This is a genomic window from Neorhizobium galegae, assembly GCF_017877135.1.
In the GTDB taxonomy this organism is placed as follows: Bacteria; Pseudomonadota; Alphaproteobacteria; order Rhizobiales; family Rhizobiaceae; genus Neorhizobium; species Neorhizobium galegae_A.
In genome coordinates this window covers 185,792-212,761 of record NZ_JAGIPH010000001.1, presented here as the reverse complement: position 1 = coordinate 212,761, position 26,970 = coordinate 185,792, and the positions used below count along the sequence as shown (strand labels likewise).

Genomic DNA, 26,970 nt, shown 5'->3' with positions numbered 1-26,970 from the left:
TAGTCAAGAGCCATGGGAAAAAATCTGACACCTCCGCCCGGTGACGATGGCGGCGACAATATCCTGCCGGTTGACCTGAAGGCGGCGCTCGAGGAGCGTTATCTCGCCTATGCGCTGTCGACTATCATGCACCGTGCGCTGCCGGATGTGCGCGACGGCCTGAAGCCGGTGCATCGGCGCATCATCCACGCCATGAGCGAGATGGGCATCCGCCCCAACTCGGCGTTCAAGAAGTGCGCCCGTATCGTCGGTGACGTCATTGGTAAATTCCACCCGCATGGCGACCAGTCGGTCTATGACGCGCTGGTGCGTCTCGCGCAGGATTTTTCGCAGCGTTATCCGATCGTCGACGGGCAGGGCAATTTCGGTAATATCGATGGCGACAGCGCCGCCGCCTATCGTTACACCGAAGCGCGCATGACCGAGGTCGCGGCCCTTCTGCTGGAAGGCGTCGACCAGGATGCGGTGGATTTTCGCGCCACCTATAACGAGGAAGACGAGGAGCCGACGGTTCTGCCGGGCGCGTTTCCGAACCTTCTCGCCAACGGCGCCTCCGGCATTGCTGTCGGCATGGCAACCTCCATCCCGCCGCACAACGCCCATGAGCTGTGCGATGCGGCGCTTCATCTCATCCGCCATCCGGATGCGACGATTGAAAAGCTCGTGGATTTCATACCCGGCCCCGATCTGCCGACCGGCGGCATCATCATCGACAGCCGCGAAGCGATCATCGAGGCCTATCGCACCGGCCGCGGCGGTTTTCGCGTGCGTGCCAAGTGGGAGATGGAAGATCTCGGGCGCGGTGGCTACCAGATCGTCATCACCGAAATTCCCTACCAGGTGCAGAAGTCGCGGCTCATCGAAAAGATCGCCGAACTGCTGATTGCCCGCAAGCTGCCGCTTCTCGAAGACGTGCGCGACGAATCGGCGGAAGACATCCGCGTCGTGCTGGTGCCGAAGAGCCGCACGGTGGACGCGACGCTGTTGATGGAATCGCTGTTCCGGCTCACCGAGCTCGAAAACCGCATCCCGCTCAACATGAACGTGCTCTCCATGGGCCGTGTGCCAAAAGTCATGGCGCTGAACGAGGTGCTGCTGGAATGGCTGGCGCATCGCAAGGAGGTGCTGATCCGCCGTTCGCGCTTCCGTCTGGCCGCCATCGACCGGCGTCTGGAAATTCTTGGCGGCCTGCTGATTGCCTATCTCAACCTGGATGAGGTGATCCGCATCATCCGCGAGGAGGATGAGCCCAAGCAGGTGATGATTGCCAAGTGGCAGCTCACCGACGTGCAGGCCGAGTCCATCCTCAACATGCGCCTGCGCAATCTGCGCAAGCTGGAAGAGTTCGAGATCCGCAAGGAATTCGATGAACTGACGGCAGAAAAGGCCGACATCGAATCGCTGCTTTCCTCCGACGACAAGCAGTGGAGGGTGGTCGAGCACGAGATCCAGGACGTTCGCAAGAAATTCGCCAAGGGGCGCGGCAAGCCGTTTGCGCGCCTGACGCAATTTGCCGACGCACCGGAAGCCGATCTCGACGCCATCCAGCAGTCGATGATCGAGAAGGAGCCGGTCACCGTCGTCATTTCGCAGAAGGGCTGGATCCGCGCGCTGAAGGGCCATATCGCCGATACCGCCTCGCTTACCTTCAAGGAGGGCGACGCGCTGCGGCTGGCTTTCCCGGCGCAGACCACCGACAAGCTTCTTCTGCTCACCACCGGCGGCAAGGCCTATACGCTCGGCGCCGACAAGCTGCCCGGCGGGCGCGGCCATGGCGAGCCGATCCGCATCATGGTCGACATGGAAAACGACCAGGACGTGCTCACCGCCTTCGTGCATGATCCGTCGCGCAAGCTCATCCTTTCGTCGACCGCCGGCAACGGTTTTGTGGTGGGCGAAACGGAACTGGTCGCCAATACCCGCAAGGGCAAACAGGTGATGAATGTCGCCATGCCCGACGAGGCAAAGCTGGTCGTGCCCGTCTCGGGCGACCATGTCGCGGTCGTTGGCGAAAACCGTAAGCTTCTGGTCTTCCCGCTCGCGCAGCTGCCGGAAATGACACGCGGCAAGGGCGTGCGCCTGCAACGCTACAAGGATGGCGGCATTTCCGATGTGAAATGTTTTGCGCTGTCTGAGGGGCTGACCTGGGAAGATACGGCAGGCCGGGTGTTTACCCGCAACAAGGACGAACTCCTGGAATGGCTCGGCGACCGCGCCACCGCCGGCCGCGCCGTACCGAAGGGCTTTCCCCGCAGCGGAAAATTCAGCGGCTGATACTGTCGCCGCTCGGCCCCGTCAGGCGCCGAGCGGAACGATGTGATCGCGCAGGAAGCGCGTGGCACCGTCCTCGTCGATCTCGCCGGCGGCAACGGCAAGGACGAAGGAATAGAGGGCAGCATCCGTCGTTTCGATCATGAAGCCGTTTTCCATAAGAAAGACGGCCGCCGTCACGATGGCAATCCGCTTGTTTCCATCCACGAAGGCATGGTTCTTTGCCAGCCCGTAGAGATAGGCAGCCGCAAGCTCGGCAATATCATCACAGCCATAGGCCTGACGGTTGACGGGTCTTGCCAGAGCCGATTCCAGCGCGCCTGCATCCCGCAGGCCGCTCGCGCCGCCAAACCGTTCGATCTGGCGCTCCTGCAGCCGGATGACGAGCGGCATCGACAGGAAAATGAAATCGCTCATTCGGCAAGCTTCTTCAGAGCGACCTTGTACTTGTCCATGAAGCTTTCGGCATGGGCAAGCTGGCGCTGGAAATCGTCTTCAAGGGGATGAAGTGTGATCCGTCCATCCTCTTCGCGCAGTTCCAGGCTGTCGCCGGCGCGCACGCCAACGCGGTCCAGAACCTCCTTCGGGATGATGATGCCTTCGGAATTGCCGATCTTGCGCACGACGATGTTCATCGGAACCTCCATGTTATAACGTGATTATAACATATGAGCATCCCGCCTGCAATCAGCGCAGGAACGCGTTTTCCATCGCGTCTTCTTCCTGCCGATAGCGTTCCCAGCCTCGCGGCGTCAGGTGCTCCTGCGGCTGGTAGCGGGTCTTGTAGTTCATCTTCGACGACCCCTTGACCCAGTAGCCGAGATAGACGTGCGGCAGGCCGAGCGTCTTCGTGCGGCTGATATGGTCTAGGATCATGTAGGTGCCGAGAGAGCGCTTCTCGAGCCTGGTGTTGAAGAAGGAATAGACCATGGACAGGCCGTCGCTCATCATGTCCGTCAGCGCCACGCCGACCAGTTCGCCCTTCGGCTTGTCGCCGATGCCGTCGCCGGGCGCGCGGATACGATATTCGATCAGCCGCGTGTTGACGTGGGTATCCTCCACCATGATCGCATAATCGAGTGCGGACATGTCCGACATGCCGCCACGCTGGTGGCGGTCGTCGAGATAGCGGCGAAACAGCGAAAACTGCTCTGTAGTGGGCTGGGGCGGCAGCATCGTGCCGACGATGTCACGATTGCTGGCGATCAGCTTGCGCATGGTGCGGCCGGGCTCGAATTCGCCTGCCAGGATGCGCACGGACACGCAGGCGCGGCAGCCCTCGCAGGCCGGGCGGTAAGCGATGTTCTGCGAGCGACGAAAACCGCCTTGCGTCAGAAGGTCGTTCATTTCGGCGGCGCGATGGCCGACGAGGTGGGTGAAAACCTTCCGCTCCATTTCGCCGGCCAGGTAAGGGCATGCTGCCGGAGCCGTCAGATAGAACTGCGGAGATGGCGTCGCCTGGGTGTTCATCCGCGCAATATCACCTTCGCTGCAAGAAGTGGGCCGCTGCAAGACGTGGAGCCGCTGCAAGAAAGAGGCCCCGACAAGAATTCGGGCCGTGGCCATGCGCAATCGTGACTGATTTGCTTTGCCGCTCCCAAGGATAGCATGGCGCAACTTCGCAAAACGTCAACCGGGCTCTCTGCGCTATCGTGCAGATGTCAGGTTGTACGCACCACAACGGTGCCGAGCAGGAGGTCATGCACGAGGCGCGAACGGTCGATGAACAGGCCGGCCAGCAGGATGAGCGGCGTCAGCACCGAGTTCAGGATCCAGAACAGCACCATGTGCACCACGGCCGTCAGGAAATCCATGCGACGGCCGTCGAGGCGCACGATGGCGATCCCCATCATGCGCATTCCGGGACTTGCCTGGGCACTGCTGCCGAGCGACAGTCCGAAATAGAGCAGGGCCACGATGACGAAGAGGACCGGATAGAGGAAAAAGCCAAGCCCCAGCGTGATGATGCCGAGGAAGAACACGACGACGGCGGCGGGAATGCACAGAAGCAGCACCATCATGTAGTCGATGATGAAGGCAAACACCCGGCGCGACAGCACACCGCTATAGGCGCGCCAGTCTTCCGGTGCTGCAACCACAGGCGTATTGTCGAACGACATTGTCGGGTCTCCTTGTGTGTTCCCGACCACAATATGGGAAATAGCCGCCCCGTGCACAATGGCCCTGCGGCTGCAGGCCCGCTTTTTGGGCAGGCCCGCTGTCAAAAGTCTGCCTCCGGCGCTCAGGCGCCCTTCAACTTGCGGGCCGCTTCCACGGCGAAATAGCTGAGAATGCCGTCGCAGCCGGCGCGCTTGAAGCAGAGGAGCGTTTCCATCATGATCCGCTCGCCGTCGATCCAGCCGTTCATCGCGGCCGCCTTGATCTGGGTATATTCGCCCGACACCTGATAGGCGAAGGTCGGCAGGCCAAAGGCTTCCTTCATGCGCCAGCAGATGTCGAGATAGGCGATGCCGGGCTTCACCATCAGCATGTCGGCGCCTTCTTCCACATCGAGTGCCGCATCGCGCAGCGCTTCCGTGCCATTGGCGGGGCTGATGTAATAGCTGTTCTTGTCGCCCTTCAACAGGCCACCGGTGTTGATCGCCTCGCGATAGGGGCCATAGAAACCGGACGAGAATTTCGTCGCATAAGACATGATGCCGACATCCTGGTGGCCGGCCGCATCGAGCGCGCGACGGATCGCGCCGATGCGCCCGTCCATCATTTCTGACGGCGCAATAATGTCGGCGCCGGCATCCGCCTGCATCACGGCCGCACGCGCCACCTGGTCCACCGTCTCGTCGTTGACGATGATGCCGTCGCGTAAGATGCCGTCATGGCCATGGCTGGTAAACGGGTCGAGTGCGACGTCCGTGATGAGGCCGATATTGGGCACGGCTTTTTTGACCGCGCGGGTAAACTGGTTGATCAGGTTGTCGCGCTGAAGAATTTCCGATCCGGTCTCGTCGCGCTTGTCCATCTCGACGTCAGGGAAGGGGGCAATGGCGGGAATGCCGAGATCGGCCGCTTCCCGGATCGCTTCGACCGCCTTGTCGACGCTCATCCGGTTGACGCCCGGCATGGCGCGGATCGGATCCACGATGTTTTCGCCCGGTACGATGAAGATCGGCCAGATCAGGTCATCGACCGAAAGCCGGTTCTCCTGCGTCATGCGCCGCGTCCAGTCTGCCTTGCGGTTGCGGCGCATGCGGCGGTGGCCGGTGATTTCGTCCACGAGATGGGTCTTGTCGGTCATGGCGGGGGCTCGCTTTCGTGCAGTTCGATTTTGTCCGTGGCTTAACACGACGGGGAAAGATTTGCGAAGGGACAGCCTGCCGCAGGCCGGGCCTCGGCGGACGGCATGTCTGGCGGGGTGCATCAAACCGGGTTATCCTTTGCCGCATGGAACCTGATTCACCCGCCCAGCCGAAACTTAGCCTCACCGAAATCCTGTTCGTGATCTTCCTGCGGCTGATTGCAGCCGTGTGCCTATGGTTCGGCCTGCAATACTGGGCGATGCTGGTCGGCTATTCCTTCGAGGGGCGGGCGCGGTTTGATCTCCTGAACCTGCCCTGGCGGGCGGCGGCCTCGGTGCTGGCGGTGGTTTTTCCCGTGGCGGCTCTCGGTCTCTGGCTTGCCGTCTCCTGGGGGCCGGTGCTCTGGGTGATTGCTGCCGGCTGCCAGCTGCTCATGTACCAGGTCTGGCCCGATATCTTCGGCCACAACATCCTGGTGCCGCTGCTGCATGGGCTGGTGGCGGCGCTCTATCTCGTCTTCCGTCTGGCGATTTTTCTCGATGAACGCCGCAAGATGGAGGAAAGGGTAAGGGTTGATTTACCCTGATTGTCACGCTTTTTAGCGGATATTCCGCGCGGAATTTCAGGATAAGCCATTGATATTACTAATATCGACGAGGATCAGCAAGCACGGTCGACAGCTGGCCATCTGGCGGTTTTATTCTGTTAAGTGACCGTTAGTCCTATGTTTTAAGTCGAATTTTATGGGCTGCCGGTAGTGTCACTCACAAGGCGGGAGACAACAAACACACCGCCAAACAAACAGTGAGGCAGACATGTTGAACACCAAGATCAAGCCGCAGGCTGCACCCGTGGCCGATGCCCAGGACGAAACCATTCGCGGTCTCTACATGGAGTCGCTGCATCTGGTCGAGCGCCTTCACCGCCGTCTACTCGACGTCATCAAGGACGAGTTCGACCGTCAGGGTCGCGACGATGTCAACGCCGTGCAGGCCCTCCTGCTGTTCAACATCGGAAATTCCGAGCTGACCGCCGGCGAACTGCGCTCCCGTGGATACTACCTCGGTTCTAACGTTTCGTATAACGTCAAGAAACTGGTCGATCTCGGCTTCATCAACCACCAGCGCTCGCGCATCGACCGCCGCTCGGTCCGCATCAGCCTCACCAAGGCCGGTCAGGACATTGCCGAAGTGGTTGCCAAGCTCTACGAGCGCCATATCGGCTCCATCGAAAAGGTCGGCGGCATCGGCGAGGGCGAGTTTGCCCAGATGAACAAGCTGTTGCAGCGCCTCGACCGTTTCTGGAACGACCAGATCATGTACCGCCTCTGAGCGATCCCCTTTTGGCGGGCGCCTTCGATCCACCGGACCGCCAGGCCAGCTTTTCGGCAGCCTCCAGTCGCCGCACAAACCGGATGCGCCCGCGCGTCCGGTTTTTCCGTTTCCGGTCCTCCTGTGCACGTCTGCAACTGAAGCGAAAAAGTCACGGTTGCACACGCTGCCGTGAGTGCATGGCTGCTGACAAGAATTGGCCATATTGCTATGGGACCGCGAAGTTTAAATGTGGTGGGAAATCCGGCTGCCCAGGGGCTTGTGAAGCCCTGGCCGGGGCCGCCGGGGGCACGCGGACAAGAATGTTCGCGACGCTTTGTTAACCATATCCCTGTAGTCACTTTCCCTGAAGTGAAGACGGATAACGTGGATCGAATGATGTCGAAAAAGAGCGAATCCGAATTTTTCTCCCGTCGCGCGATCCTGCGCTCGGCAGCCTCGCTTGGCGCGGTGTCGCTGGCGGCGCCAGCGCTGGCCCAAAGCGCCCTGCAGGATATCATCTCCGCACCGCAACGCGGCACCTGGGATGACCAGTTCGACGCCAATGCATCCTCCCGTTCGGCCGTCAACGTCATGTCCAACAATCCGGTGCTCGGCCAAGGCTCGCCTGCCTATATCCAGCAGGCGATTGTCGAATACCAGAACATTGTCGCCAATGGCGGCTGGCCGCAGGTCACGCCGGGCCAGGCCGGCATGCGCATCGGCACGGCCGATCCCGTCGTGCAGCAGCTTCGCCAGCGCCTGATGGTTGTGGGTGACCTGCCGCGCTCAGCGGGCATGTCTTCGTCTTTCGACAGCTATGTCGATAGCGCAGTCAAGCGCTTCCAGGCCCGCCACGGCCTGCCGGTGGATGGCGTTCTTGGCGAATACACGCTGAAGGCGCTCAATATCCCGGCCGAAACCCGCCTTGGCCAGTTGCAGACGAATCTCGTGCGCCTGCAGTCGATGTCGGGTGATCTGGGTCTGCGTCATGTGATGGTCAACATTCCCGCGGCTTCTATCGAGGCGGTGGAAAATGAGCGTGTCGTTCTGCGCAACACCGCCGTGGTCGGTCGTATCGACCGCCCGACACATATCATCAATTCCAAGATCTACGAGGTCATCCTCAACCCCTACTGGACGGCGCCCCGCTCGATCATCGAGAAGGACATCGTGCCGCTGATGCGCAAGGATCCGACCTATCTGACGCGCAACAACATTCGCCTGTTCGACGGCAAGGGCACGGAAGTGCCGCCGGAAGCGGTGGACTGGAATGCGCCGAAGGCTCCGAACCTGATGTTCCGTCAGGATCCGGGCAAGAACAACGCCATGGCGTCCACCAAGATCAACTTCCACAACCCGAACAACGAATACATGCACGACACGCCCCAGCAGGGCCTGTTCAACAAGCTGATGCGGTTTGAATCCTCGGGCTGCGTGCGCGTGCAGAACGTGCGCGACCTCGTCACCTGGCTGCTGCGCGACACGGCCCCCTGGACGCGCCAGGAAATCGAGCGCGTCATTGCGCTTCGTCAGAACAACCCGATCAAGCTTGCGCAGGAAGTGCCGGTGTATTTCGTCTACATCACCGCCTGGTCGGCCAAGGATGGCGTCGTGCAGTTCCGCGACGACATCTACCAGCGCGACGGTGCAACCGAGCTTGCGCTGCAGACCAAGACCGGCATCGAGCAGCCGGCTGGCTCGCTCGACGACGACATGCTGCCGCAATAACACGCGGCCTGTTGCCTCAGGCACGCCCCGGACGGCGGCTCCTTGAAGAAAGGGGCCGCCGTTTGTGGTTGCGGCTCGACTGCCCATGGGGAAAACGGCCGGGCCGGGTCATGGTGTCGCAATCGAGCGCGAAAGCGCCTTTGTGAGAGCCCGATGCGGCGGATTGATCTGCAAATATCGCGCTGCGTATTGCCCTTATGAAGGCGTGCCGCTAAGACGCCTTCGCATCAGTTTCTTCCAGGAGCCCCGACATGTCGCATAGAGATGCATTCTTCTCCCGTTCGCTCGCCGATACAGATCCGGATATCTTTGGTGCGATCGAGAAGGAACTGGGTCGCCAGCGTCACGAGATCGAATTGATCGCGTCCGAAAACATCGTCTCGCGCGCCGTGCTCGAAGCCCAGGGCTCGATCATGACCAACAAGTATGCGGAAGGCTATCCGGGCAAGCGCTATTATGGCGGCTGCCAGTTTGTCGATATTGCCGAAGAACTGGCCATCGAACGCGCGAAGAAACTGTTCGGCGTCGGCTTTGCCAACGTTCAGCCGAATTCCGGTTCGCAGATGAACCAGGCCGTGTTCCTGGCGCTCCTGCAGCCGGGCGACACCTTCATGGGCCTCGACCTCAATTCCGGCGGTCACCTGACGCATGGTTCGCCGGTCAACATGTCCGGCAAGTGGTTCAACGTCGTTTCCTACGGCGTGCGCGAAGACGACAACCAGCTCGACATGGATGAAGTCGCCCGCAAGGCCGAAGAACACAAGCCGAAGCTGATCATTGCCGGCGGCACCGCCTATTCCCGCATCTGGGACTGGCAGCGTTTCCGCGAGATCGCCGACTCGGTCGGTGCCTATCTGATGGTCGACATGGCCCACATCGCCGGTCTGGTGGCCGGTGGCGTGCACCCGTCGCCGTTCCCGCATTGCCATGTCGCCACCACCACGACCCACAAGTCGCTGCGTGGCCCGCGCGGCGGCATGATCCTCACCAACCATGAGGATCTGGCCAAGAAGTTCAATTCGGCCGTCTTCCCCGGCCTGCAGGGTGGCCCGCTGATGCATGTGATTGCCGCAAAGGCCGTTGCCTTCGGCGAAGCGCTGCAGCCGGAATTCAAGGATTATGCCGCCCAGGTGGTGAAGAACGCCAAGGTTCTGGCCGATACCCTGATCAGCCACAATCTCGATATCGTGTCCGGCGGCACCGACAACCACCTGATGCTGGTCGATCTGCGCAAGAAGAACGCCACCGGCAAGCGGGCGGAAGCAGCGCTTGGCCGCGCCTTCGTCACCTGCAACAAGAACGGCATCCCGTTCGATCCGGAAAAGCCCTTCGTCACCTCCGGCATCCGTCTCGGCACGCCGGCCGGCACGACGCGCGGCTTTAAGGAAGCGGAATTCGCCGAAATCGGCAATCTGATCGTCGAGGTTCTCGATGGCCTGAAGGTTGCCAATTCGGATGAGGGCAATGCCGCCGTGGAAGCCTCGGTGCGCGACAAGGTCGTCACGCTCACCGATCGTTTCCCGATGTACCCCTATATGTAAGAGGCCTTTGAACGGATGCGCTGCCCCTATTGCGGTTCCGAAGACAGCCAGGTCAAGGATTCGCGTCCGGCCGAGGATTTCACCTCCATCCGCCGGCGGCGCATCTGCCCCGATTGTGGCGGTCGCTTCACTACGTTTGAGCGCGTGCAGTTGCGCGAGCTCATGGTGACGAAGAAGACGGGCCGCAAGGTACCTTTCGACCGCAACAAGCTGGTGCGGTCGTTCCAGATCGCGCTACGCAAGCGGCCCGTCGACAACGACCGCATCGAGCGGGCGGTGTCGGGCATCGTGCGGCGGCTCGAAAGTTCGGGCGAGAGCGAGATTTCGTCCGAACAGATCGGCCTTCAGGTTCTGGAGGCCCTGAAAAGCCTCGATGACGTGGCCTTCGTCCGCTATGCCTCGGTCTATCGCGATTTCTCCCATGCGGAGGATTTCGAAAAGGTGATTGCCGAGATCAGCGCCCGTATCGGCCGCGATTCCACCGTGGATTCCTGAGCCATGGGCGGGGCGGCCGCGGATTGCCGGCCCTTTGGGCCGGATGCTGACGACAATTATTCGGACGACCAGCGCTTCATGGCCGCAGCCCTTGCGCTGTCGCGCCAGCACACCGGCCAGACCGGCACCAATCCCTCCGTCGGTTGCGTGATCGTCAAGGACGGCGTCATCATCGGCGCCGCCGTGACCGCCGTCGGCGGCCGCCCGCATGCCGAAACCCAGGCGCTTGCCAAGGCGGGGGAGGCGGCGCGCGGCGCCACCGCCTATGTGACGCTGGAACCATGCTCCCATTATGGCCGCACGCCGCCCTGCGCCAATGCGCTGGTCGCCGCCGGCATCGCCCGCGTGGTCGTGTGCCTTGCCGATCCCGATCCCCGTGTCTCCGGTCGCGGGTTTGCCATTCTGCGCGAGGCCGGCATCACCGTGGAGACGGGCGTGCTGGAGGCCGAAGGCCGCCGGACGCTTGCCGCGTATCTGATGCGCCAGACCAAAGCGCGGGCCCATGTGACGCTGAAGCTTGCCGTATCGAAGGATGGCATGATCGGCCGCACGGGCGCCGGGCAGGTCGCCATTACCGGACCCGTCTCGCGCGCCAACATGCAGGCGCTGCGGGCCGAAACGGATGCCATCCTTGTCGGCATCGGCACGGCGATCGCCGATGATCCCGAACTGACGGTGCGTCTGCACGGGCTGGAGCATCGCTCGCCGATGCGCATCGTGCTCGACCACCACCTGCGCCTGCCGCTGACGTCGAAGCTGGTGAAGACCGCGCGCAATGTCCCGGTCATCCTGGCTGCGCTGCGCACACCCCCCTCTGCCCTGCCGGGGATCTCCCCCACAGGGGGGGAGATCACCCCGCCGCCAGCGCATCCGTTCCCCAATAGCCCCCACGCTTCCACCCCCGCGGCGCAGGCTTCTTCCGCCACCCCGCACCCCACTTCCGCCACCCCACCACCCGCTTCCCCCGCACGGACACAAGCGGACGGGCAGGCGGCATCCTCCCTGATCTCCCCCCCTGTGGGGGAGATGCCCGGCAGGGCAGAGGGGGACAATCTTGCGCCGACGCCGGCCCATCCGTCCGCCGATAGCGCACTTGCGCCGACGCCGGCGTCTGACACCGCGCAGGCACTTTCCACCCGCCGCCAGCATCTGGTCGAGGCCGGGGTCGAAATCCTTGAGGTGGATGATCTCGCATCGCTTCTGACGGCGCTTGCCGCCCGCGGCCTTTCCTCCGTTCTGGTGGAGGGCGGCGCCACTGTTGCCCGCGCCTTCCTGGAGGCCGGGCTGGTGGATCGCATCCTTCTTCTCGAAGGGCCGGTCGAGATCGGCGAGGGCGGCATTGAATCGCCGCTTGCCCGCACCGATATCCCGCAGGAATACAGCGCCGTCCGCCGGCTTCGCTTCGGCGAGGACTGCTGCTCGGAATATGAGAGGGACTTTCAATGTTTACAGGTATCGTGACCGATGTCGGCACTGTCGCCGACCTCTCGCCGCTCGATGAGGGCGTGCGCCTTCGCGTCAACACCGCCTATGATCCGAAAACCATCGATATCGGCGCCTCCATCTCCCATTCGGGCGTGTGCCTGACGGTGACGAAACTGCCCGAGGACGGCAGCAACGAGCGCTGGTTCGAGGTGGAAGCCTGGGAAGAGGCGCTGCGGCTGACGACGATTTCCTCCTGGGCTCCAGGCCGCCGCATCAACCTGGAACGGGCGCTGAAGATCGGCGACGAACTGGGCGGCCATATCGTGTCCGGACATGTCGATGGCAAGGCCGAAGTGCTGTCGATCACCGCCGAAGGCGAGGCCGTGCGCATCCGCCTGCGCGCGCCCGAGGCGCTGGCCCGTTTCGTCGCGCCAAAAGGCTCTGTCGCGCTGGACGGCACCTCGCTCACCGTCAATGCCGTTGATGGCGCCAATTTCGATGTCCTGCTCATTCGCCACACGCTGGAAGTCACCACCTGGGGCGATCTCAAAGCCGGCGATTTCGTCAATTTCGAAGTCGATACGATGGCGCGCTATGCCGCACGCCTTGCGGAGTTTCCGGCAAGCCGCTGAGGCAGACTGAGGCTACGCCGCCGCCTCAGGCGGCATCTTCCCGGCGCGGGCGCAGAAGAACCACGCAGGGTCCCTTGTATTCGGTGCGGGCGATTTCGAAAAAACCGGCCTTGCGCGCCACGGCAAGGGAAGCGCCGTTATCGGGGTGGATGATGGCACTCATGTCCATGGCTCTGAAATTCTGCTCGCCCCACGCGATGAGGGCGGCCACCGCCTCGCTGGCATAGCCCTTTCCCCAATGTTCAGGTAAAACCATCCAGCCGGTTTCCAGCGTGCCCTCGATCGAAGGGGTGAGCGGGCGGCGCGCCTCGTGAAAGCCCGCTTCGCCCACCAGTTTTCCGCTTTCTTTCTCCTCGATGACCAGAAAGCCAAAACCCATGTGGTGCCACATGCCGGTGCGCTGCATCAGCTTTTGCCAGACTTCCTCGCGCGTCGCCGGCCTGCCGCCCACATAGAGCGAAACGGCCGGATCGGCCCAGAGGGCAACAAAACTGTCGAAGTCATCAAGGTGGTGGGGGCGAAGCGTCAAACGCTGCGTTTCGATCGTCGGGATCGGGGGCATAAGGTCATTCCGGTTGAACAATGGCAGGCTTTGGCGCCTTTCTATAGGACCTGCGGGCGCCCTGAACAGCAGCCAAACTCGAAAATCGCTTGCCAAGGCGCGCGTGGCGTGGTTTGACCGCCGCAATTCCCAACAGATCATTTCGCAGAATTGCGACCAGGACGACCCATGACCGATTCTTTGAAGCCTCACCTCCTCATTGTCGAAGCTCGTTTCTATGACGACATGGCCGATGCGCTGCTCGATGGCGCGACGTCCGCGCTCACCGAAGCCGGTGCGACCTATGACGTGGTGACGGTTCCGGGCGCGCTCGAGATCCCGCCGGCGATTGCCATGGCGCTCGATGCGGCTGAGCAGGGCGGTGTCAACTATGACGGCTTTGTCGCGCTCGGCATGGTCATTCGCGGCGAGACCTATCACTTCGATATCGTCTCCAACGAATCCTCCCGCGCCCTGATGGATCTTGCCGTGTCGGAATCGCTTGCCATCGGCAATGGCATCATGACCGTCGAAAACGACGAGCAGGCCTGGGCGCGCGTCAAGAAGAGCGAGAAGGACAAGGGCGGCTTTGCAGCGCGCGCGGCGCTTTCCATGATCGAACTGCGCGAAAAGCTGGGCGCCTGAGCCATGGCGAAGGATCTGCAGCAGCCGGTAAAACCGGCCAACCAGCGCGGCGCGGCCCGTTTGGCGGCCGTGCAGGCGCTTTACCAGATGGATATCGGCGGCACCGGCGTTCTGGAAGTCGTGGCGGAATATGAGGCGCATCGTCTCGGCCAGGAGCTCGACGGCGACACCTATCTGAAGGCCGATCCGTCCTGGTTCCGCTCCATCGTCTCGGGCGTCGTGCGCGACCAGACCAAGATCGATCCGCTCGTGCGCTCCTCGCTTCTCGAAAGCTGGCCGCTGTCGCGCCTCGATTCGACGCTGCGCGCCATCCTGCGCGCCGGCACCTTCGAGATCCTTGAGCGCAAGGATGTGCCGGTCGCTGTCATCGTCACGGAATATGTCGAGATCGCCCAGGCCTTCTTCGACGGCGAAGAGCCCAAGATCGTCAATGCGGTTCTCGATCGCATTGCCAAGCAGGTTCGGGTCGAAGCCAAGAAATAGGCGGTAAGGCAGATGGATACGGGCGGCGAGGGACTGGAACGGCAGCTTTCGGCGGCGCGCCGCAATGTTTTCCTCCTGGCTGCCGCCCAGGCGGTGATGGGGGCGGCAGCCCCTCTGTCCATCTCCGTCGGCGCACTGGCCGGCTACCAGCTGCTTGCCGCCGACAAGTCGCTGGCGACGGCACCGGTCACCGGCTTTAATGTCGGAACTGCGCTTGGCGCGATCGGCATTGCCCTTGTCTCGCGCGTTCTCGGACGTCAGGCCGCCTTCATGACCGGGGCGCTGATCGGTGCCTGTGGCGGCACGCTTGCCGCAATCGCGCTGTTCAAGGGCAATTTCTGGCTGTTCGCCTTTGGCCTGATGATGATCGGCATCAGCGGCGGCTTTACCCAGAAGATCCGCTTTGCCGCCGCCGATGCCTCGCCCTCGATGTTCAAGCCCAAGGCGATTTCCTGGATCCTCGGCGCCGGCATCGTTTCGGCCATCATCGGCCCGCAGCTGGCCATCTGGGCCAAGGATCTCTTTTCGCCGGTCACCTTTGCCGGCACGTTCCTCGCGCTCCTGCCGCTCAGCCTCATCGCTATCTCCATCCTCTTCTTCCTGAAGCTGCCGCAGCCGGCGAAGGTGACGGAAAAGAGCGGTGCGGCACGGCCGCTGCGCGAAATCGTCGCCACGCAGCGCTTCGCCACCGGAATGATCTGCGGCATCGGCACCTATGCGCTGATGACCTTCGTGATGACCGGGGCGCCGCTTGCCATGGTCGTCGGCTGCGGTTTCCCGACGGAACTCGCCACGCTCGGCATCCAGTGGCATGTGCTGGCCATGTTCGGCCCGAGCTTCTTTACCGGCATGATCATCGCGCGGCTGGGGGCAGAGCGGGTCGTGGCGCTCGGGCTCGTCACGCTGATGGCCTGCGCCGTCACTGCCCATCTCGGCATCGAGCTGTGGAATTTCTGGGGCGCGCTGGTGCTGCTCGGCATCGGCTGGAATTTCGGCTTCATCGGCTCCACCGCCATCATCGCCTCCACCTATCGCCCTCACGAGGCCGACAAGGTGCAGGGCTTTCATGATATCGTGCTGTTCGGCTCGGTGGCCCTGTCGTCCTTTTCCTCCGGCAAGGTTTTCACCTCCTATGGCTGGTCCTTCATCAATCTTGCCATCTGGCCGGTTGCCATCCTCTGCCTGGTGCTGATCGGCGCCCTGATTCTCCGGCAGAAGCCCTCGCGCGCCGTTTGATCTGCCTCACATCCTTCAAATACAGACGAAGTTAGGCTGTTGAGCAACCCTTGCCGGGTAAACCCTTGACGCCCTTTCCTCATCACCGCACTCTTGGGTGGTGAACCGTGTCACAGGCTCCTTGGGAGGGGAGGCGCGCGGTTCTCGTCCGGCACAGAGGCTGTGGCCGGTATTTTGGGAGAGGAAAATCGTATGACAGTGATAGTGGGTGTGATCGTTTGCGGTCTCCTGTCGATCGCCTATGCGGCCTGGGCCACGCGCTCGGTGCTGGCGGCCGATCAGGGCAACGCGCGCATGCAGGAAATTGCCGGCTATATCCGGGAGGGGGCGCAGGCCTACCTCACGCGCCAGTATATGACCATCGCCATCGTCGGCGCGGTGGTGACCGTCGCAACCTGGGCGCTCCTGTCCGGGCTTGCCGCGCTCGGCTTCGTCATCGGCGCGGTGCTCTCCGGAGCGGCCGGTTTTATCGGCATGCATGTGTCGGTGCGCGCCAATGTGCGCACGGCCCAGGCCTCCTCGCACAGCCTTGCCGCCGGCCTCGACATCGCCTTCAAGTCCGGCGCCATCACCGGCATGCTGGTGGCGGGCCTGGCCCTTCTCGGCGTCTCCATCTACTACGCCATCCTGGTCTACGGTCTCGGCAATGCGCCGGGCAGCCGGCATGTCATCGATGCGCTGGTGGCTCTCGGCTTCGGCGCCTCGCTCATCTCCATCTTCGCCCGTCTCGGCGGCGGCATCTTCACCAAGGGCGCTGACGTCGGCGGCGATCTTGTCGGCAAGGTCGAGGCCGGTATCCCGGAAGACGATCCGCGCAATCCCGCAACTATTGCCGATAACGTCGGCGACAACGTCGGCGATTGCGCTGGCATGGCGGCAGACCTCTTTGAAACCTACGCCGTCTCGGTCGTTGCCACCATGGTTCTCGCGGCAATCTTCTTTGCCGGTGTGCCGACGCTCGGGGTCATCATGGCCTATCCGCTGGCCATCTGCGCGGTCTGCATCCTCACCTCGATTGCCGGTACCTTCTTCGTGAAGCTCGGCACCAACGGCTCCATCATGGGCGCGCTCTACAAGGGGCTGATCGCCACCGGCGCTCTGTCGATCGTCGGCCTTGCGGTTGCCACGTCCTTCACCATCGGCTGGGGCTCCATCGGCACGGTGGCTGGCAAGGAGATCACCGGCGCCAATCTCTTCTTCTGCGGCATTCTTGGCCTTGTCGTCACTGCGCTCATCGTGGTGATTACCGAATATTACACCGGCACCAACAAGCGGCCGGTCAATTCCATCGCGCAGGCCTCCGTCACCGGCCACGGCACCAATGTCATCCAGGGGCTGGCGGTGTCGCTCGAATCAACCGCGCTTCCGGCCATCGTCATCGTCGGCGGCATCATCACCACCTATCAGCTCGGTGGCCTCTTCGGCACCGGCATCGCCGTCACCACCATGCTCGGCCTTGCCGGCATGATCGTGGCGCTTGATGCCTTCGGCCCCGTCACCGACAATGCTGGCGGCATCGCGGAAATGGCGGGCCTTCCGCCGGAAGTGCGCAAATCGACCGACGCGCTCGATGCGGTCGGCAACACCACCAAGGCCGTCACCAAGGGCTATGCCATCGGCTCGGCCGGCCTCGGCGCGCTGGTGCTGTTTGCCGCCTATGCGAACGATCTTGCCTATTTCGCCGCAAACGGGGCGCAGTATCCGTATTTCGCCGATGTCGGCGATATCTCCTTCAGCCTGGCCAATCCTTATGTCGTGGCCGGCCTCATCTTTGGCGGCCTCATTCCCTATCTCTTCGGCGGCATGGCGATGACAGCCGTCGGGCGGGCGGCAGGCTCGATCGTCGAGGAGGTGCGCGCCCAGTTCCGCAACCGCCCGGGCATCATGGCCGGCACGGAGAAGCCGGATTACGGCCGCGCCGTCGATATCCTGACAAAGGCCGCGATCCGCGAAATGATCGTGCCGTCGCTTCTGCCGGTGCTGGCGCCGGTCGTCGTCTATTTCGGCGTTCTCCTGATTTCCGGCTCCAAGGCCTCGGCCTTCGCGGCGCTTGGCGCCTCGCTGCTCGGTGTCATCATCAACGGCCTTTTCGTCGCCATTTCTATGACGTCCGGCGGCGGCGCCTGGGACAATGCCAAGAAGAGCTTCGAGGATGGCTTTGTCGACAAGGACGGCCAGCGGCATCTGAAGGGCTCGGATGCCCACAAGGCTTCCGTCACCGGCGACACGGTGGGCGATCCTTACAAGGATACGGCAGGCCCGGCGGTCAATCCGGCAATCAAGATCACCAATATCGTGGCGCTGCTGCTGCTGGCGATCTTGGCGGCCTGACGCCTGACGCTCAGCATTGAAAAAAGGCCCGCGGCTTTGAAACGAAGCCGCGGGCCTTTTGTCTGTCGGTCTGTTGTCTGTCGGTAAAGGGGGCAGGGCGCCCCCGATGCCGTTTACATACCGTTGTTGCCGCCGCCCATCATGTTGCGGAACGTGTTGGCCGCCGCACCGGCACCACCGCCCGTGCCGCCGGACAGCAGCTGCTGCAGGAAGGTAAGGTCGCGGCCGCCCGTCGGCGTCGTGCGCGAAATCGTGTCGAACACCTGGCCGTCCTTCAGCGTGTAGACGGCGCGCCGGGCAACCACGCCATCCTTGTTGAAGTAGAAGGCCACCACGGTCTGTTCGACCAGGCGCGGCTTCATGAAGGCCACCGGCCGTTCGCGCTTCTGCGAGATATAGTAGAACACTTCGCCGTCGAAGGTCGCGGTCGTCGAGGGGGTGCCCATGGAGAGCAGAACCTGCTCGCGGCTCGAACCTTCCGGCGTCAGGTCCAGCGCATCCTTGTCCAGCACGTAGCCGTTGTGCAGCGTTTCGCCGATCCCCGTCGTGCAGCCGGACAGTCCCAGTGTCACGGTGACCGCCACGATCGCAGCCTTGCCGGCCATACCCAAATGAGACCCAACCACCTGCTTCTTCAACACCCTGTCCTCATGTGTTCCATCCCGCCAACCGGTTGGTCCGTGCTGCGATAGCATTGTGGCTATTCCGCGAACACCGGCATGTTTCGGTCGGCGAGGGCCTGAAATCCGCCCGCCTCATCGCTGCGACGCCGGAACGGCATTGCAATTCGTGCCTGCTTCGGTAAACCAGCTTTCGTTTCCATGCAACACGGCTGGCTTGACCAGCATCCGCTTTGGCGGCCAAGAAGTGCAGGCTTTCATGATCTTCGGTCTTTTCGCAAAGAAAAATCGCAATCGCGCCATCGTCGACCGGCAATATGCCAGCTTGACCTCGGCAGCCCGCATTCCTTTCTTCTATACGGATCTTGATGTGCCGGACACGGTGATGGGCCGGTTCGAGATGCTGTCCGTGGTGATGATCCTGTTTTTCCGCCGCACGGCTAAGTCGGGCATCAGCGGTCAGGAACTGGCCCAGGAGATCATGGATGCCTTCTTCCAGGACATCGACCATTCGATCCGGGAACTGGGCATTGGCGATCAGGCGGTGCCGAAGCGCATGAAGAAGCTCGCCGGCATGTTCTATGGCCGGCTGGAATCCTATGGAAAAGCCCTCGAGGCCGGCGATGCGCCGGCTCTGTCTGCCGCCTTGCGGCGCAATTTTTATCCCTCGGACGCCGATGCCCCGTCGATGGATGGTCTGGGTGGCTGGATGATGCGGGCGCAGGTCGCGCTTGCCGCCGTCACCGAAGACGATATCGCGCGTGGCCTTCTGACGCTGCCTGAGCCCGGAAAGAAAGAACAGTGATGATGACACCGCACGATCCCAGCGAAAAGCCGCCCTTTTCCTATCTGGTCAAGGTCGGCCATATTTCAGCCAATGCCGTCACCGTCCATGTCGAGGCGGATGAGCGCGAGCGTGCGGCGCTTGCCGAGCTGTGGCAGGTGCTGTCGGTCACGTCGTTGAAGGCCGATCTGCAGATTGCCCGCTGGAAGAAGGATGGCGTCCGGCTGAAGGGCCGAGTCGAGGCCCATATCGTGCAGGCCTGCGTCGTGACGCTGGAGCCGGTGGAAGCCGATATCGACGAGGTTCTGGAACAGATCTTCGTGCCGGAAGGTTCAAAGCTTGCTCGCCTGATCACCAGTGATACGGCCGAGATGGTGCTCGATCCGGAAGGCCCCGACCTTCCCGAGACCTTCGTCGGCGATACGATCGATGCCGGCGCGGTGGTGGCGGAGTTTGCAGCGCTTGCGATCAACCCTTACCCGCGCAAGCCCGGCTCGGAGTTTGCCGACCATATCGAGGCCGACGACACGCCAAACGGGGGCAAGCCGAACCCCTTTGCCGTGCTCAAGGACTGGAAAACCAAGGAATAGCGTTTGCATTTCTCCAGCAATGAGTTGTATGCGGCGGCAGAAACAGTATTTTGGCCGCGATTTCGCCAAGCGCGGGACAGAAGGATCAGGAACGCGTGATCAGGATATCTCTCGATGCCATGGGCGGCGATTTTGGTCCGCAAGTCGTCATCCCCGGCGCGGCCAAGGCGCTCGACCGGCACCCGGATGTGACCTTCCTGCTTTTCGGGCAGAAGGCGTTGTGCGAGCCGCTGCTTGCGAAATATCCAAAACTTGCCGCAAAGACGGTGTTTCACGATTGTGACGTCGCCATCACCATGGATGAGAAGCCGAGTGCGGCGCTGCGCCGCGGCCGGCATGTCTCGTCCATGTGGCGCGCGATTGATGCGGTCAAAAGCGGCGATGCCGATGTGGCCGTCTCCGCCGGCAATACCGGCGCGCTGATGGCCATGGCCGTGTTTTGCCTGCGCACCATGGCCGGCATCGAGCGTCCGGCCATTGCCGGCATCTGGCCGACGCTGCGCGGTGAAAGCATCGTGCTCGATATCGGCGCCACCATCGGGGCGGATGCCCGCCAGCTGCTCGATTTTGCCCTGATGGGCGGCGCCATGGCCCGCTCGCTCTTCGAGATCGAGCGCCCGACCGTCGGCCTCCTCAATGTCGGCGTCGAGGAGGTCAAGGGACAGGAAGAGGTGCGCGAGGCCGGCCGCATGATCCGCGAGGCGAACCTGTCGACGATCGCCTATCACGGCTTTGTCGAGGGCAACGATATCGGCCGCGGCGTGGTCGATGTGGTGGTGACCGAGGGCTTTACCGGCAATATCGCGCTGAAGACCGCCGAAGGCACCGCCAAGCAGATGGCGGAGCTTCTGCGGTCTGCCATGTCGCGCACGCTGATGTCGAAGATCGGTTATCTCTTCGCCAAGGGCGCCTTCGATCGCCTGCGCGAGAAAATGGACCCGCGCAAGGTCAATGGCGGCGTCTTTCTCGGGCTGAACGGCATCGTCATCAAGAGCCATGGCGGCACGGATGCGGAAGGTTATGCCTCTGCCATCGACGTCGGCTATGACATGGTGCGCAATCAGTTGAATGACAAGATCCTGCAGGATCTCAAAGACTATCATGCCCGCCGTCTGCCGCCGGCAGGTCCGGAAGAAGCGGCGTAAGGAATCAGGAATGACGCGCATGATCCGTTCAGTGGTTCTGGGATTCGGTGCCGCGCTGCCACAGCGCCAGGTCACCAACAAGGAACTCGAAAGCCTGGTGGAAACGTCTGACGACTGGATCGTGCAGCGCACCGGCATCCGCCAGCGTTACATCGCCGGCGAAGGCGAAACCACAGCCTCCCTCGGCGAGCAGGCGGCGCGCGCGGCCCTTGACAAGGCCGGCCTGACGCCCGCCGATATCGATCTCGTCATTGTCGCGACATCGACGCCCGACAACACCTTTCCGGCAACGGCGGTGAACATCCAGAACCGACTCGGCATGACGCAGGGCTATGCGTTTGACGTGCAGGCCGTCTGTACCGGCTTCGTCTATGCCATGGCGACGGCTGATGCGCATCTGAAGGCCGGTCTTGCGAGGCGCGCGCTGGTCATCGGCGCGGAAACATTTTCGCGCATTCTCGACTGGACGGACCGCACCACCTGCGTGCTCTTCGGCGATGGCGCGGGCGCGCTGGTTCTCGAAGCGCAGGAGAGCGAGGGAACGATTGCCGATCGCGGCGTCCTGACCGCGCATCTGCGCTCGGACGGCTCCCACAAGGACAAGCTCTATGTCGATGGCGGCCCCTCCACCACGGGCACTGTCGGTCATCTGCGCATGGAAGGCCGTGAGGTGTTCAAATATGCCGTCGGCATGATCACCGATGTCATCGAGGCGGCCTTTACGGCGACCGGCACCACTGCCGACGACCTCGACTGGCTGGTGCCGCACCAGGCCAACCGCCGCATCATCGATGGCTCGGCCAAGAAGCTCGGCATTCCAACCGAAAAGGTCGTCATCACCGTCGACCTGCACGGCAACACCTCGGCCGCCTCCATTCCTCTGGCGCTTTCGGTGGCGGCAGCGGACGGGCGCATCAAGAAGGGCGATCTGGTGATGCTGGAAGCCATGGGCGGCGGCTTCACCTGGGGGGCGCTGCTCGTTCGCTGGTAATCTCGTGTTTACAAGCGCTTGACCCCGAACTCCAAGGGACATAGAGTTTGCACGCGTTTGAAATCGAACTTTGACGGGCGGGGCTCATGGCCGGCAAGACAGTGACACGAGCAGACTTGGCGGAATCGGTATTTCGCAAGGTCGGTCTTTCGCGGACCGAGTCGGCCGAGCTTGTCGAAACGGTGATCGACGAGATCTGCAACGCCATCGTGCGGGGCGAGATGGTCAAGCTCTCCTCCTTCGCCACCTTCCAGGTGCGCTCGAAGAACGAGCGTATCGGCCGCAATCCAAAGACCGGCGAAGAAGTGCCGATCTCGCCGCGCCGGGTGATGACGTTCAAGGCTTCCAACGTGCTCAAGCAGCGCATCCTGAAGTCGCATCTGCAGCGCAAGGCGAAGGCCAAGCCCGCCAATCCGGCGAGCTGATCGGCCTGCCTTTTCAGCCCGGCCGGTCAATCTGTCCCGGCATCGCAGGGCCCCGCGGCCACTTAGCTGTTCATTCTCTCTCAAACCGCTTGAGTTCGACGCCGCAAACCGTTGAAATGCGGTCCGACGAATACATTTGACGTGGCGTTGAGTCGCTGACTGCCGGAGATGAAGACGTGGACAAGAGCCCGGACGCCTTTCGCACCATCAGCGAAGTTGCCGACGACCTCGACCTGCCGCAGCACGTGCTTCGCTTCTGGGAAACCCGGTTTCCGCAGATCAAGCCGATGAAGCGCGGCGGCGGGCGCCGCTACTATCGCCCGGAAGATGTCGATCTTCTGAAAGGCATCCGCCACCTGCTCTACGACCATGGCTATACGATCAAGGGCGTGCAGAAGCTCTTGCGCACCAATGGCAACAAGTTCGTCTCCGCCATTGCGTCCGGCGATCTTGCCACGATGGAAGCCATCATGGCCGCCAACAGCGACCGCCCGGCCGAACCGAAGGTTGCCAATCCCGAGGACGACCAGATCGTCGGGCGCCCGAAGGCAAAGCCCAGCGGCCGTTTCTTCGGCTTCGGCGGCGGCTCGGAGGATGACGGGCTGGAGGTCTCCATCGGCAAAAGCTCGATTGCCAAGGAAGACCGCGCGCTGTTGCAGGAAGCGCTCTTCGACCTTCTGGAATGCAAGCGCCTGCTCGATCAGGTTCGCTGAGGCAGAGCCGAAGTTAGCCTGTCGGCAGCATCGCTGACGCTACTTGCTCTGTAATTTGAAGAAGTTGTAAACAGGTTCGATCCATCCCGCGCCCGGAACCTTTGCTATGGCCGGGATCATTCCGTTTGCGCCGGCGACAAGCAGCGCCGTTATTACGCACACCATAGCTGCTTTCGTGCTCTCTTTGGCTGCCATTTTCCCCGCAAGTAGGAGCGCCTTGGTCACCGCTGACCAGATGTTCTCCAACGTTCTCGCTAAAGATAGGACGTCGCGATTGTCAGGTTTAGCTTCCTCGCTAACCCAGCGGTCAACTGCATCTAAGGCACCAAGCACTGACTTATCCACCGCCGGTTCATTTTTGAATTGACTACCAAGTGATTTAACGGCCTCGGAAAGCGCTCTGACGGATTTCACATCTAGGTTAGCCAATGCAGCATCTTCACAATAGGCGCGCCATTGTTCGAACTGAGATAGAGCATCGAATACAGTCCGTAGATGAGATATCAGTATTCCGGAGATTGGAGCAGAAAGCTCCTCGGAGTGCGCGTCAACGGATACGGTGCACCGATTCGCACTCTGCCCGACCTGAACTATGTTATTGTGTGCTAATAATTTCCCCTGAAGATTTTGAAACTCATACCTCAGCCGAGGGGACGCATTGGTTTTACTCAATTCCTCATTTACGTAATCACCATACTCAATGACGTCGTTCAAGGCCGCAACCGCTCGGTCTCTCTCTCGCTCGGCCGCATATAGTGGCTGGTCGACAACCGTAAGAATTCCGTCCAACACCTTGAACTGAAATGCCGCTGTCTTTTGGCCTGGCGTTGCACTTATAACATCGTCAGGAGTCACAAGGCTCAAGCCGATCTTTAATCCCGCAATGAGATTCAAGAGGCCCACCTTATCAGAGGATATTGATTCCAAGGTCAGGAAAACAGGATCGCCTTTGCTAAACCCACGTATGGCAGCTGCGGCCTCCCGGGCGTCATTGATAATGCGCTCCAATTCGTCAACGTCGGATGTGGTGACGGAGGCAATTTTCCCAATACGCCTTTTGATGACTGTTCTGATATCGCGGAGATCATCAATAAGCGTTGAAACAGCCTTTGAACTGCCGCGTTCATTATCAAGCTGAACTGATAGCCGCGATAGTCGACTGTCCATCTCCTTCAGAAGTTTCAGCAATCTATCTGGCTTCATGCTTCCTCACGCGGTGGTTCGCGACGAGACTATAGCATGAATTCTGTGATCAAATTCACTGCTGCACTATTAACCACAGTATTATGGAGGAGAGTTTATAAGCTGCCTTTTAAGCTTCTAAGGCAACAACCAGTCCTGGGGGAACTGGCTATCTAATTGTCTTAAATGGTCGGGGCGGCCGGATTTGAACCGACGACCCCTTGACCCCCAGTCAAGTGCGCTACCGGGCTGCGCTACGCCCCGACCCGCTTCTTTCGAAGCACGCTCTCATTACTGACTTGCCGCGCAGGGTGCAAGGGCAAAAGTGGCGGGCTGTGGAAAGAATGCCTATCGAAAGATCGGCGTGCGGGTGGCATTCATCAGCAGCTCCTGTTCAGAGGCAAACGGACCGAGCAGCTTTAACAGACGGTTTTCCTCACGTGCATCCAGCCGGTAGCGTCGCGCGAATTCGCTGACGTTCCAGACCTTCTTGAACGCGGATTTTTCCGTCGATTGCTTGTCGATATGCTTGGTCATCTGCCACCCTCTTTTGTTGGAAAGCCGTTGAAGCTTTCATTTATTCCCCGGTTGATTGTATATCCGAATATTTGCACCTACGCAAACGGGGTTCCTTGCGGGAAATCAATTCTGTTCCACTTTGACGCCATTGCCGGTGATGCTCATCTCGACGCCCTTGGGCTTGGTCTCCTCGCGAATGACATAGGCCCCAAGGCCGGCCACTGCGATGACGAGGGCACCGATGACGAAGTAGAGGCTGTTGCTGCGTGCCATGGGAAATCCTTTTCGTAATGGGCGTGCGACAACGACGATCCGGCGATTTTGTTCCCGCACATTCGAAGCGCGCTTGAAAAGGGTTTTTGCACGGGGACACACAGCCCGCCGCGGGGAGCAGCTCACGAAAGGACAGGGCAGGGGGAGATTTCGGAATGCGGGACGGCTGCGCCGCGCTGCGGCCTTTTCGGCGCAGGCAAGGGGAGTAGGCGGCTCTTCGGTCGCCGCTTGCTCATTTTCGGGAAAGCGAAGCGTTTCGCCCGGCTTAGCCGTCGTTATCGGCGTTGAGGTTTTCCGGACGTATGCCTTCGTCGGCGGGCGCATGGCGCAGGCGAAGACCGGGCCCGACGCCGGGATCGTCCTCTCCGGTGGCGAGGAACACGATGCCATGGCGTTCCAGGCATTGGCGCAGGCGCGCTGTATCGACCCCAAATGCCACCCCGCGTTCGAGGCCTTCGACGTCGGAAACGGACAGGCCGCTTTCGCGGGAAAGCTCTTCCAGCGACATCCCGATCATGGCGCGCGCGGCGCGAATTTGCTCTGCTGTGATCATGCTTCAAAATGTGGAACGGTCTTCGGCAAAGTCAAGCCGGATGCGCTGCCGAAGCCTTGCGGCCATGCGCCTGTTCCAGGGCGAAACAGCCCCAGATCAGGCCGAACAGCAGATAGACATGGCGCCAGTGGTCGAGGTCGATGACATTGCCGATCATGGTATGGCCGGCCAGCACGATCCAGGCGATCATCAGGTAGGGTTGCCAGGGTCTGTCGCGCAGGAGGGCGCGAAAGCCGATGACAAGCGTCGACCACACCAGCAGAAGGTAGGACACGAAGCCGAGCCAGCCATAGGTGGTGAGCGATTTCAGCCAGATATTGTGCTCGTCCTCGCCGAACATTTTTCCAAGCACCATGGGGCCGAGCCCGAGCGGCCGCTCCATGGCCATCAGGAAGCCCATCTTGTGGCGTTCGAAGCGGCCGAGCCGTGCGCCGTCATAATCCTGCACCAGCTTGGCGCGGTTGAGGAAGAGGTCGGACACTTTCTTCGACTGCAGGGCGAGCCCCACCGACAGCATGGCGAGAAGCAGGGCGGCAAGCGCCAGCGTGAAGATTTTGAGCCGGAAGGCGGCCGTGCGTTCCTTCAGCAACATGACGGCGATGAGTGCCAGCGCCGAAAACAGATAGAGGCCCCAGGCGGCGCGCGAAAACGACAGGAAGATGCCAAGCGTCAGCACCAGCAGGCCTGCAAGCGTCAGAGGCGCTGCGGCAAGCCCGCCCGTCAGCAGCCGGTACATCAGATAGAGCGCTGGAGCGACCAGATAGGGGCCGAAGACATTCGGGTCCTGGAAGGCGCCCTTTGCCCGGTCGTAGAGCGTAAACACTTCCGCGCCGGGAAAGGCGTGGAAATAGCCGAGAATGCCCAGCAGCGCCGTGATCACCGCAGCCGCAACCCAGGCCCGGAAGATCAGCCCCAGCCGGCGATGATCGTCCTCGATCATGGCGGCATAGAAGACGGCGGTGAGCGCCAGGAATAGCGATACCGCCATATACATCGGCGCGCCGGACAGATCCGCCATCACCATCAGCGACAGCATGCCGCCGACGTTAAACAGCAGGAGCAGGATGAGAAGCGGCCCGACCGCCCGCGAGATTTTCAACCCGGCGAGGAAAAACAGGGCGATCTGCACCGCAAGCATCAGCTCGTAGGGCGCAGGCTCCGAAATGACGAAGCCCGAGAGGAAGACGCCGAGGGCAAGCAGCGCCGAGCCGATCAGCCGCAGCGCTGCCCTTTGCGGATAAAATACCCGCTCCGGCAGCTGTTCCGGCACCAGCGGG

At 61.7% G+C, this 26,970-nt stretch carries 30 protein-coding genes and 1 tRNA gene; 18 read left to right on the top strand and 13 right to left on the bottom strand.

Annotation, left to right across the window (positions count from 1 at the left end):
• The first annotated feature begins 12 nt into the window (after positions 1-12).
• Positions 13-2,274 carry a DNA topoisomerase IV subunit A gene (parC, locus tag J2858_RS01110; protein ID WP_210102913.1) on the top strand — a complete coding sequence of 754 codons (2,262 nt, stop codon included), beginning with the start codon at positions 13-15 and terminating at the stop codon, positions 2,272-2,274.
• A 21-nt stretch (positions 2,275-2,295) separates the two neighbouring features.
• Here the strand turns inward: parC and J2858_RS01105 are convergent, their stop codons facing one another.
• The 5 genes from J2858_RS01105 to hemB form a co-directional block, all read right to left on the bottom strand.
• Positions 2,296-2,688: a type II toxin-antitoxin system death-on-curing family toxin gene (locus J2858_RS01105; protein WP_210102912.1), complete on the bottom strand. Its 393-nt coding sequence runs from the start codon at positions 2,686-2,688 to the stop codon at positions 2,296-2,298.
• Positions 2,685-2,906 (bottom strand): AbrB/MazE/SpoVT family DNA-binding domain-containing protein, encoded by a 222-nt coding sequence (locus tag J2858_RS01100; protein WP_210102911.1) that lies wholly within the window; start codon positions 2,904-2,906, stop codon positions 2,685-2,687. The genes J2858_RS01105 and J2858_RS01100 overlap by 4 nt, the downstream gene beginning before the upstream one ends.
• Before the next feature lie 52 nt (positions 2,907-2,958).
• Positions 2,959-3,741: an arginyltransferase gene (locus J2858_RS01095; RefSeq protein ID WP_210102910.1), complete on the bottom strand. Its 783-nt coding sequence runs from the start codon at positions 3,739-3,741 to the stop codon at positions 2,959-2,961.
• Positions 3,742-3,932: 191 nt separating this feature from the next.
• Positions 3,933-4,391, bottom strand: coding sequence for an RDD family protein (locus J2858_RS01090; protein ID WP_210102909.1), 459 nt, complete (start codon positions 4,389-4,391; stop codon positions 3,933-3,935).
• A 122-nt stretch (positions 4,392-4,513) separates the two neighbouring features.
• Positions 4,514-5,527 carry a porphobilinogen synthase gene (gene hemB, locus J2858_RS01085; protein ID WP_210102908.1) on the bottom strand — a complete coding sequence of 338 codons (1,014 nt, stop codon included), beginning with the start codon at positions 5,525-5,527 and terminating at the stop codon, positions 4,514-4,516.
• A 146-nt stretch (positions 5,528-5,673) separates the two neighbouring features.
• Here hemB and J2858_RS01080 point away from each other — a divergent pair, with 146 nt between their 5' ends.
• From J2858_RS01080 to J2858_RS01050, 7 genes are all read left to right on the top strand, one after another.
• Positions 5,674-6,114, top strand: a complete 441-nt coding sequence (locus tag J2858_RS01080) for a DUF6163 family protein (protein WP_210102907.1) — start codon at positions 5,674-5,676, stop codon at positions 6,112-6,114.
• A gap of 232 nt (positions 6,115-6,346) precedes the next feature.
• Positions 6,347-6,859 (top strand): transcriptional regulator LdtR, encoded by a 513-nt coding sequence (gene ldtR, locus J2858_RS01075; protein WP_210104074.1) that lies wholly within the window; start codon positions 6,347-6,349, stop codon positions 6,857-6,859.
• Positions 6,860-7,237: 378 nt separating this feature from the next.
• Positions 7,238-8,569: a L,D-transpeptidase family protein gene (locus J2858_RS01070; RefSeq protein WP_210104073.1), complete on the top strand. Its 1,332-nt coding sequence runs from the start codon at positions 7,238-7,240 to the stop codon at positions 8,567-8,569.
• A gap of 251 nt (positions 8,570-8,820) precedes the next feature.
• Positions 8,821-10,110 (top strand): serine hydroxymethyltransferase, encoded by a 1,290-nt coding sequence (glyA, locus tag J2858_RS01065; RefSeq protein WP_210102906.1) that lies wholly within the window; start codon positions 8,821-8,823, stop codon positions 10,108-10,110.
• A gap of 15 nt (positions 10,111-10,125) precedes the next feature.
• Positions 10,126-10,605, top strand: coding sequence for a transcriptional regulator NrdR (gene nrdR / locus J2858_RS01060; protein WP_210102905.1), 480 nt, complete (start codon positions 10,126-10,128; stop codon positions 10,603-10,605).
• Between the two features lie 78 nt (positions 10,606-10,683).
• Positions 10,684-12,066 (top strand): bifunctional diaminohydroxyphosphoribosylaminopyrimidine deaminase/5-amino-6-(5-phosphoribosylamino)uracil reductase RibD, encoded by a 1,383-nt coding sequence (gene ribD / locus J2858_RS01055; RefSeq protein ID WP_245365573.1) that lies wholly within the window; start codon positions 10,684-10,686, stop codon positions 12,064-12,066.
• Positions 12,048-12,662: a riboflavin synthase gene (locus J2858_RS01050; protein ID WP_210102903.1), complete on the top strand. Its 615-nt coding sequence runs from the start codon at positions 12,048-12,050 to the stop codon at positions 12,660-12,662. Before ribD ends, J2858_RS01050 begins: the two co-directional genes overlap by 19 nt.
• Positions 12,663-12,687: 25 nt before the next feature.
• Here J2858_RS01050 and J2858_RS01045 read toward each other — a convergent pair whose 3' ends face one another.
• Positions 12,688-13,224, bottom strand: a complete 537-nt coding sequence (locus J2858_RS01045) for a GNAT family N-acetyltransferase (RefSeq protein WP_210102902.1) — start codon at positions 13,222-13,224, stop codon at positions 12,688-12,690.
• Positions 13,225-13,392: 168 nt separating this feature from the next.
• Here J2858_RS01045 and ribH point away from each other — a divergent pair, with 168 nt between their 5' ends.
• The 4 genes from ribH to J2858_RS01025 all read left to right on the top strand — a co-directional run bounded on the left by ribH (position 13,393) and on the right by J2858_RS01025 (position 17,898).
• The gene (gene ribH, locus J2858_RS01040) at positions 13,393-13,848 is read left to right on the top strand and encodes a 6,7-dimethyl-8-ribityllumazine synthase (RefSeq protein ID WP_210102901.1); all 456 of its coding nucleotides are present in this window, start codon (positions 13,393-13,395) and stop codon (positions 13,846-13,848) included.
• A 3-nt stretch (positions 13,849-13,851) separates the two neighbouring features.
• On the top strand, positions 13,852-14,331 hold the full coding sequence (gene nusB / locus J2858_RS01035; RefSeq protein ID WP_210102900.1) for a transcription antitermination factor NusB: 480 nt from the start codon (positions 13,852-13,854) through the stop codon (positions 14,329-14,331).
• Positions 14,332-14,343: 12 nt separating this feature from the next.
• Entirely contained in the window at positions 14,344-15,567 is a 1,224-nt protein-coding gene (locus J2858_RS01030) for an MFS transporter (protein ID WP_210102899.1), read from the top strand.
• A gap of 192 nt (positions 15,568-15,759) precedes the next feature.
• Entirely contained in the window at positions 15,760-17,898 is a 2,139-nt protein-coding gene (locus J2858_RS01025; protein WP_210102898.1) for a sodium-translocating pyrophosphatase, read from the top strand.
• A gap of 113 nt (positions 17,899-18,011) precedes the next feature.
• Here the strand turns inward: J2858_RS01025 and J2858_RS01020 are convergent, their stop codons facing one another.
• Complete coding sequence (locus J2858_RS01020) at positions 18,012-18,503, bottom strand: outer membrane protein assembly factor BamE (RefSeq protein WP_210102897.1); 492 nt, start codon at positions 18,501-18,503, stop codon at positions 18,012-18,014.
• 274 nt (positions 18,504-18,777) lie between these two features.
• Between J2858_RS01020 and J2858_RS01015 the strand changes: the two genes are divergently transcribed.
• The 6 genes from J2858_RS01015 to J2858_RS00990 all read left to right on the top strand — a co-directional run bounded on the left by J2858_RS01015 (position 18,778) and on the right by J2858_RS00990 (position 23,166).
• Positions 18,778-19,323, top strand: coding sequence for a ubiquinol-cytochrome C chaperone family protein (locus tag J2858_RS01015; RefSeq protein ID WP_210102896.1), 546 nt, complete (start codon positions 18,778-18,780; stop codon positions 19,321-19,323).
• A 2-nt stretch (positions 19,324-19,325) separates the two neighbouring features.
• Positions 19,326-19,892, top strand: coding sequence for a YceD family protein (locus J2858_RS01010; protein ID WP_377296048.1), 567 nt, complete (start codon positions 19,326-19,328; stop codon positions 19,890-19,892).
• Positions 19,893-19,987: 95 nt separating this feature from the next.
• Positions 19,988-21,037 carry a phosphate acyltransferase PlsX gene (gene plsX / locus J2858_RS01005; protein WP_210102894.1) on the top strand — a complete coding sequence of 350 codons (1,050 nt, stop codon included), beginning with the start codon at positions 19,988-19,990 and terminating at the stop codon, positions 21,035-21,037.
• A 19-nt stretch (positions 21,038-21,056) separates the two neighbouring features.
• On the top strand, positions 21,057-22,028 hold the full coding sequence (locus J2858_RS01000) for a beta-ketoacyl-ACP synthase III (protein ID WP_210102893.1): 972 nt from the start codon (positions 21,057-21,059) through the stop codon (positions 22,026-22,028).
• Between the two features lie 86 nt (positions 22,029-22,114).
• A complete protein-coding gene (locus tag J2858_RS00995) occupies positions 22,115-22,453 on the top strand; it encodes an integration host factor subunit alpha (RefSeq protein ID WP_210102892.1) in 339 nt (112 codons plus the stop codon).
• 176 nt (positions 22,454-22,629) lie between these two features.
• Positions 22,630-23,166, top strand: coding sequence for a MerR family transcriptional regulator (locus J2858_RS00990; RefSeq protein WP_210102891.1), 537 nt, complete (start codon positions 22,630-22,632; stop codon positions 23,164-23,166).
• Between the two features lie 39 nt (positions 23,167-23,205).
• Here J2858_RS00990 and J2858_RS00985 read toward each other — a convergent pair whose 3' ends face one another.
• The 6 genes from J2858_RS00985 to J2858_RS00960 form a co-directional block, all read right to left on the bottom strand.
• Entirely contained in the window at positions 23,206-24,354 is a 1,149-nt protein-coding gene (locus tag J2858_RS00985; protein ID WP_210102890.1) for a hypothetical protein, read from the bottom strand.
• A gap of 181 nt (positions 24,355-24,535) precedes the next feature.
• Positions 24,536-24,612: transfer RNA gene (locus tag J2858_RS00980), tRNA-Pro, on the bottom strand.
• A gap of 84 nt (positions 24,613-24,696) precedes the next feature.
• The gene (locus tag J2858_RS00975) at positions 24,697-24,885 is read right to left on the bottom strand and encodes a hypothetical protein (RefSeq protein WP_210102889.1); all 189 of its coding nucleotides are present in this window, start codon (positions 24,883-24,885) and stop codon (positions 24,697-24,699) included.
• 105 nt (positions 24,886-24,990) lie between these two features.
• Entirely contained in the window at positions 24,991-25,140 is a 150-nt protein-coding gene (locus J2858_RS00970; protein WP_210102888.1) for a hypothetical protein, read from the bottom strand.
• Between the two features lie 265 nt (positions 25,141-25,405).
• Positions 25,406-25,693 carry a helix-turn-helix domain-containing protein gene (locus J2858_RS00965; protein WP_210102887.1) on the bottom strand — a complete coding sequence of 96 codons (288 nt, stop codon included), beginning with the start codon at positions 25,691-25,693 and terminating at the stop codon, positions 25,406-25,408.
• Positions 25,694-25,724: 31 nt separating this feature from the next.
• Positions 25,725-26,966, bottom strand: coding sequence for an O-antigen ligase family protein (locus J2858_RS00960; RefSeq protein ID WP_210104072.1), 1,242 nt, complete (start codon positions 26,964-26,966; stop codon positions 25,725-25,727).
• Positions 26,967-26,970 lie beyond the last annotated feature (4 nt).

Bases quoted from the DNA above. Each gene is read 5' to 3' on its own strand.
- J2858_RS01030 (WP_210102899.1), top strand. From the start codon at position 14,344: ATGGATACGGGCGGCGAGGGACTGGAACGGCAGCTTTCGGCGGCGCGC.
- nusB (WP_210102900.1), top strand. From the start codon at position 13,852: ATGGCGAAGGATCTGCAGCAGCCGGTAAAACCGGCCAACCAGCGCGGC.
- J2858_RS01090 (WP_210102909.1), bottom strand. From the start codon at position 4,391: ATGTCGTTCGACAATACGCCTGTGGTTGCAGCACCGGAAGACTGGCGC.
- J2858_RS01020 (WP_210102897.1), bottom strand. From the start codon at position 18,503: ATGGCCGGCAAGGCTGCGATCGTGGCGGTCACCGTGACACTGGGACTG.
- J2858_RS00995 (WP_210102892.1), top strand. From the start codon at position 22,115: ATGGCCGGCAAGACAGTGACACGAGCAGACTTGGCGGAATCGGTATTT.
- J2858_RS01095 (WP_210102910.1), bottom strand. From the start codon at position 3,741: ATGAACACCCAGGCGACGCCATCTCCGCAGTTCTATCTGACGGCTCCG.
- J2858_RS01000 (WP_210102893.1), top strand. From the start codon at position 21,057: ATGATCCGTTCAGTGGTTCTGGGATTCGGTGCCGCGCTGCCACAGCGC.
- ribD (WP_245365573.1), top strand. From the start codon at position 10,684: ATGGCCGCAGCCCTTGCGCTGTCGCGCCAGCACACCGGCCAGACCGGC.
- parC (WP_210102913.1), top strand. From the start codon at position 13: ATGGGAAAAAATCTGACACCTCCGCCCGGTGACGATGGCGGCGACAAT.
- J2858_RS01070 (WP_210104073.1), top strand. From the start codon at position 7,238: ATGTCGAAAAAGAGCGAATCCGAATTTTTCTCCCGTCGCGCGATCCTG.
- J2858_RS00965 (WP_210102887.1), bottom strand. From the start codon at position 25,693: ATGATCACAGCAGAGCAAATTCGCGCCGCGCGCGCCATGATCGGGATG.
- J2858_RS01105 (WP_210102912.1), bottom strand. From the start codon at position 2,688: ATGAGCGATTTCATTTTCCTGTCGATGCCGCTCGTCATCCGGCTGCAG.
- J2858_RS01050 (WP_210102903.1), top strand. From the start codon at position 12,048: ATGTTTACAGGTATCGTGACCGATGTCGGCACTGTCGCCGACCTCTCG.
- J2858_RS00975 (WP_210102889.1), bottom strand. From the start codon at position 24,885: ATGACCAAGCATATCGACAAGCAATCGACGGAAAAATCCGCGTTCAAG.
- J2858_RS01080 (WP_210102907.1), top strand. From the start codon at position 5,674: ATGGAACCTGATTCACCCGCCCAGCCGAAACTTAGCCTCACCGAAATC.
- hemB (WP_210102908.1), bottom strand. From the start codon at position 5,527: ATGACCGACAAGACCCATCTCGTGGACGAAATCACCGGCCACCGCCGC.
- ribH (WP_210102901.1), top strand. From the start codon at position 13,393: ATGACCGATTCTTTGAAGCCTCACCTCCTCATTGTCGAAGCTCGTTTC.
- J2858_RS01045 (WP_210102902.1), bottom strand. From the start codon at position 13,224: ATGCCCCCGATCCCGACGATCGAAACGCAGCGTTTGACGCTTCGCCCC.
- J2858_RS01100 (WP_210102911.1), bottom strand. From the start codon at position 2,906: ATGAACATCGTCGTGCGCAAGATCGGCAATTCCGAAGGCATCATCATC.
- J2858_RS01015 (WP_210102896.1), top strand. From the start codon at position 18,778: ATGATCTTCGGTCTTTTCGCAAAGAAAAATCGCAATCGCGCCATCGTC.
- J2858_RS01010 (WP_377296048.1), top strand. From the start codon at position 19,326: ATGACACCGCACGATCCCAGCGAAAAGCCGCCCTTTTCCTATCTGGTC.
- nrdR (WP_210102905.1), top strand. From the start codon at position 10,126: ATGCGCTGCCCCTATTGCGGTTCCGAAGACAGCCAGGTCAAGGATTCG.
- glyA (WP_210102906.1), top strand. From the start codon at position 8,821: ATGTCGCATAGAGATGCATTCTTCTCCCGTTCGCTCGCCGATACAGAT.
- J2858_RS00970 (WP_210102888.1), bottom strand. From the start codon at position 25,140: ATGGCACGCAGCAACAGCCTCTACTTCGTCATCGGTGCCCTCGTCATC.
- J2858_RS01025 (WP_210102898.1), top strand. From the start codon at position 15,760: ATGACAGTGATAGTGGGTGTGATCGTTTGCGGTCTCCTGTCGATCGCC.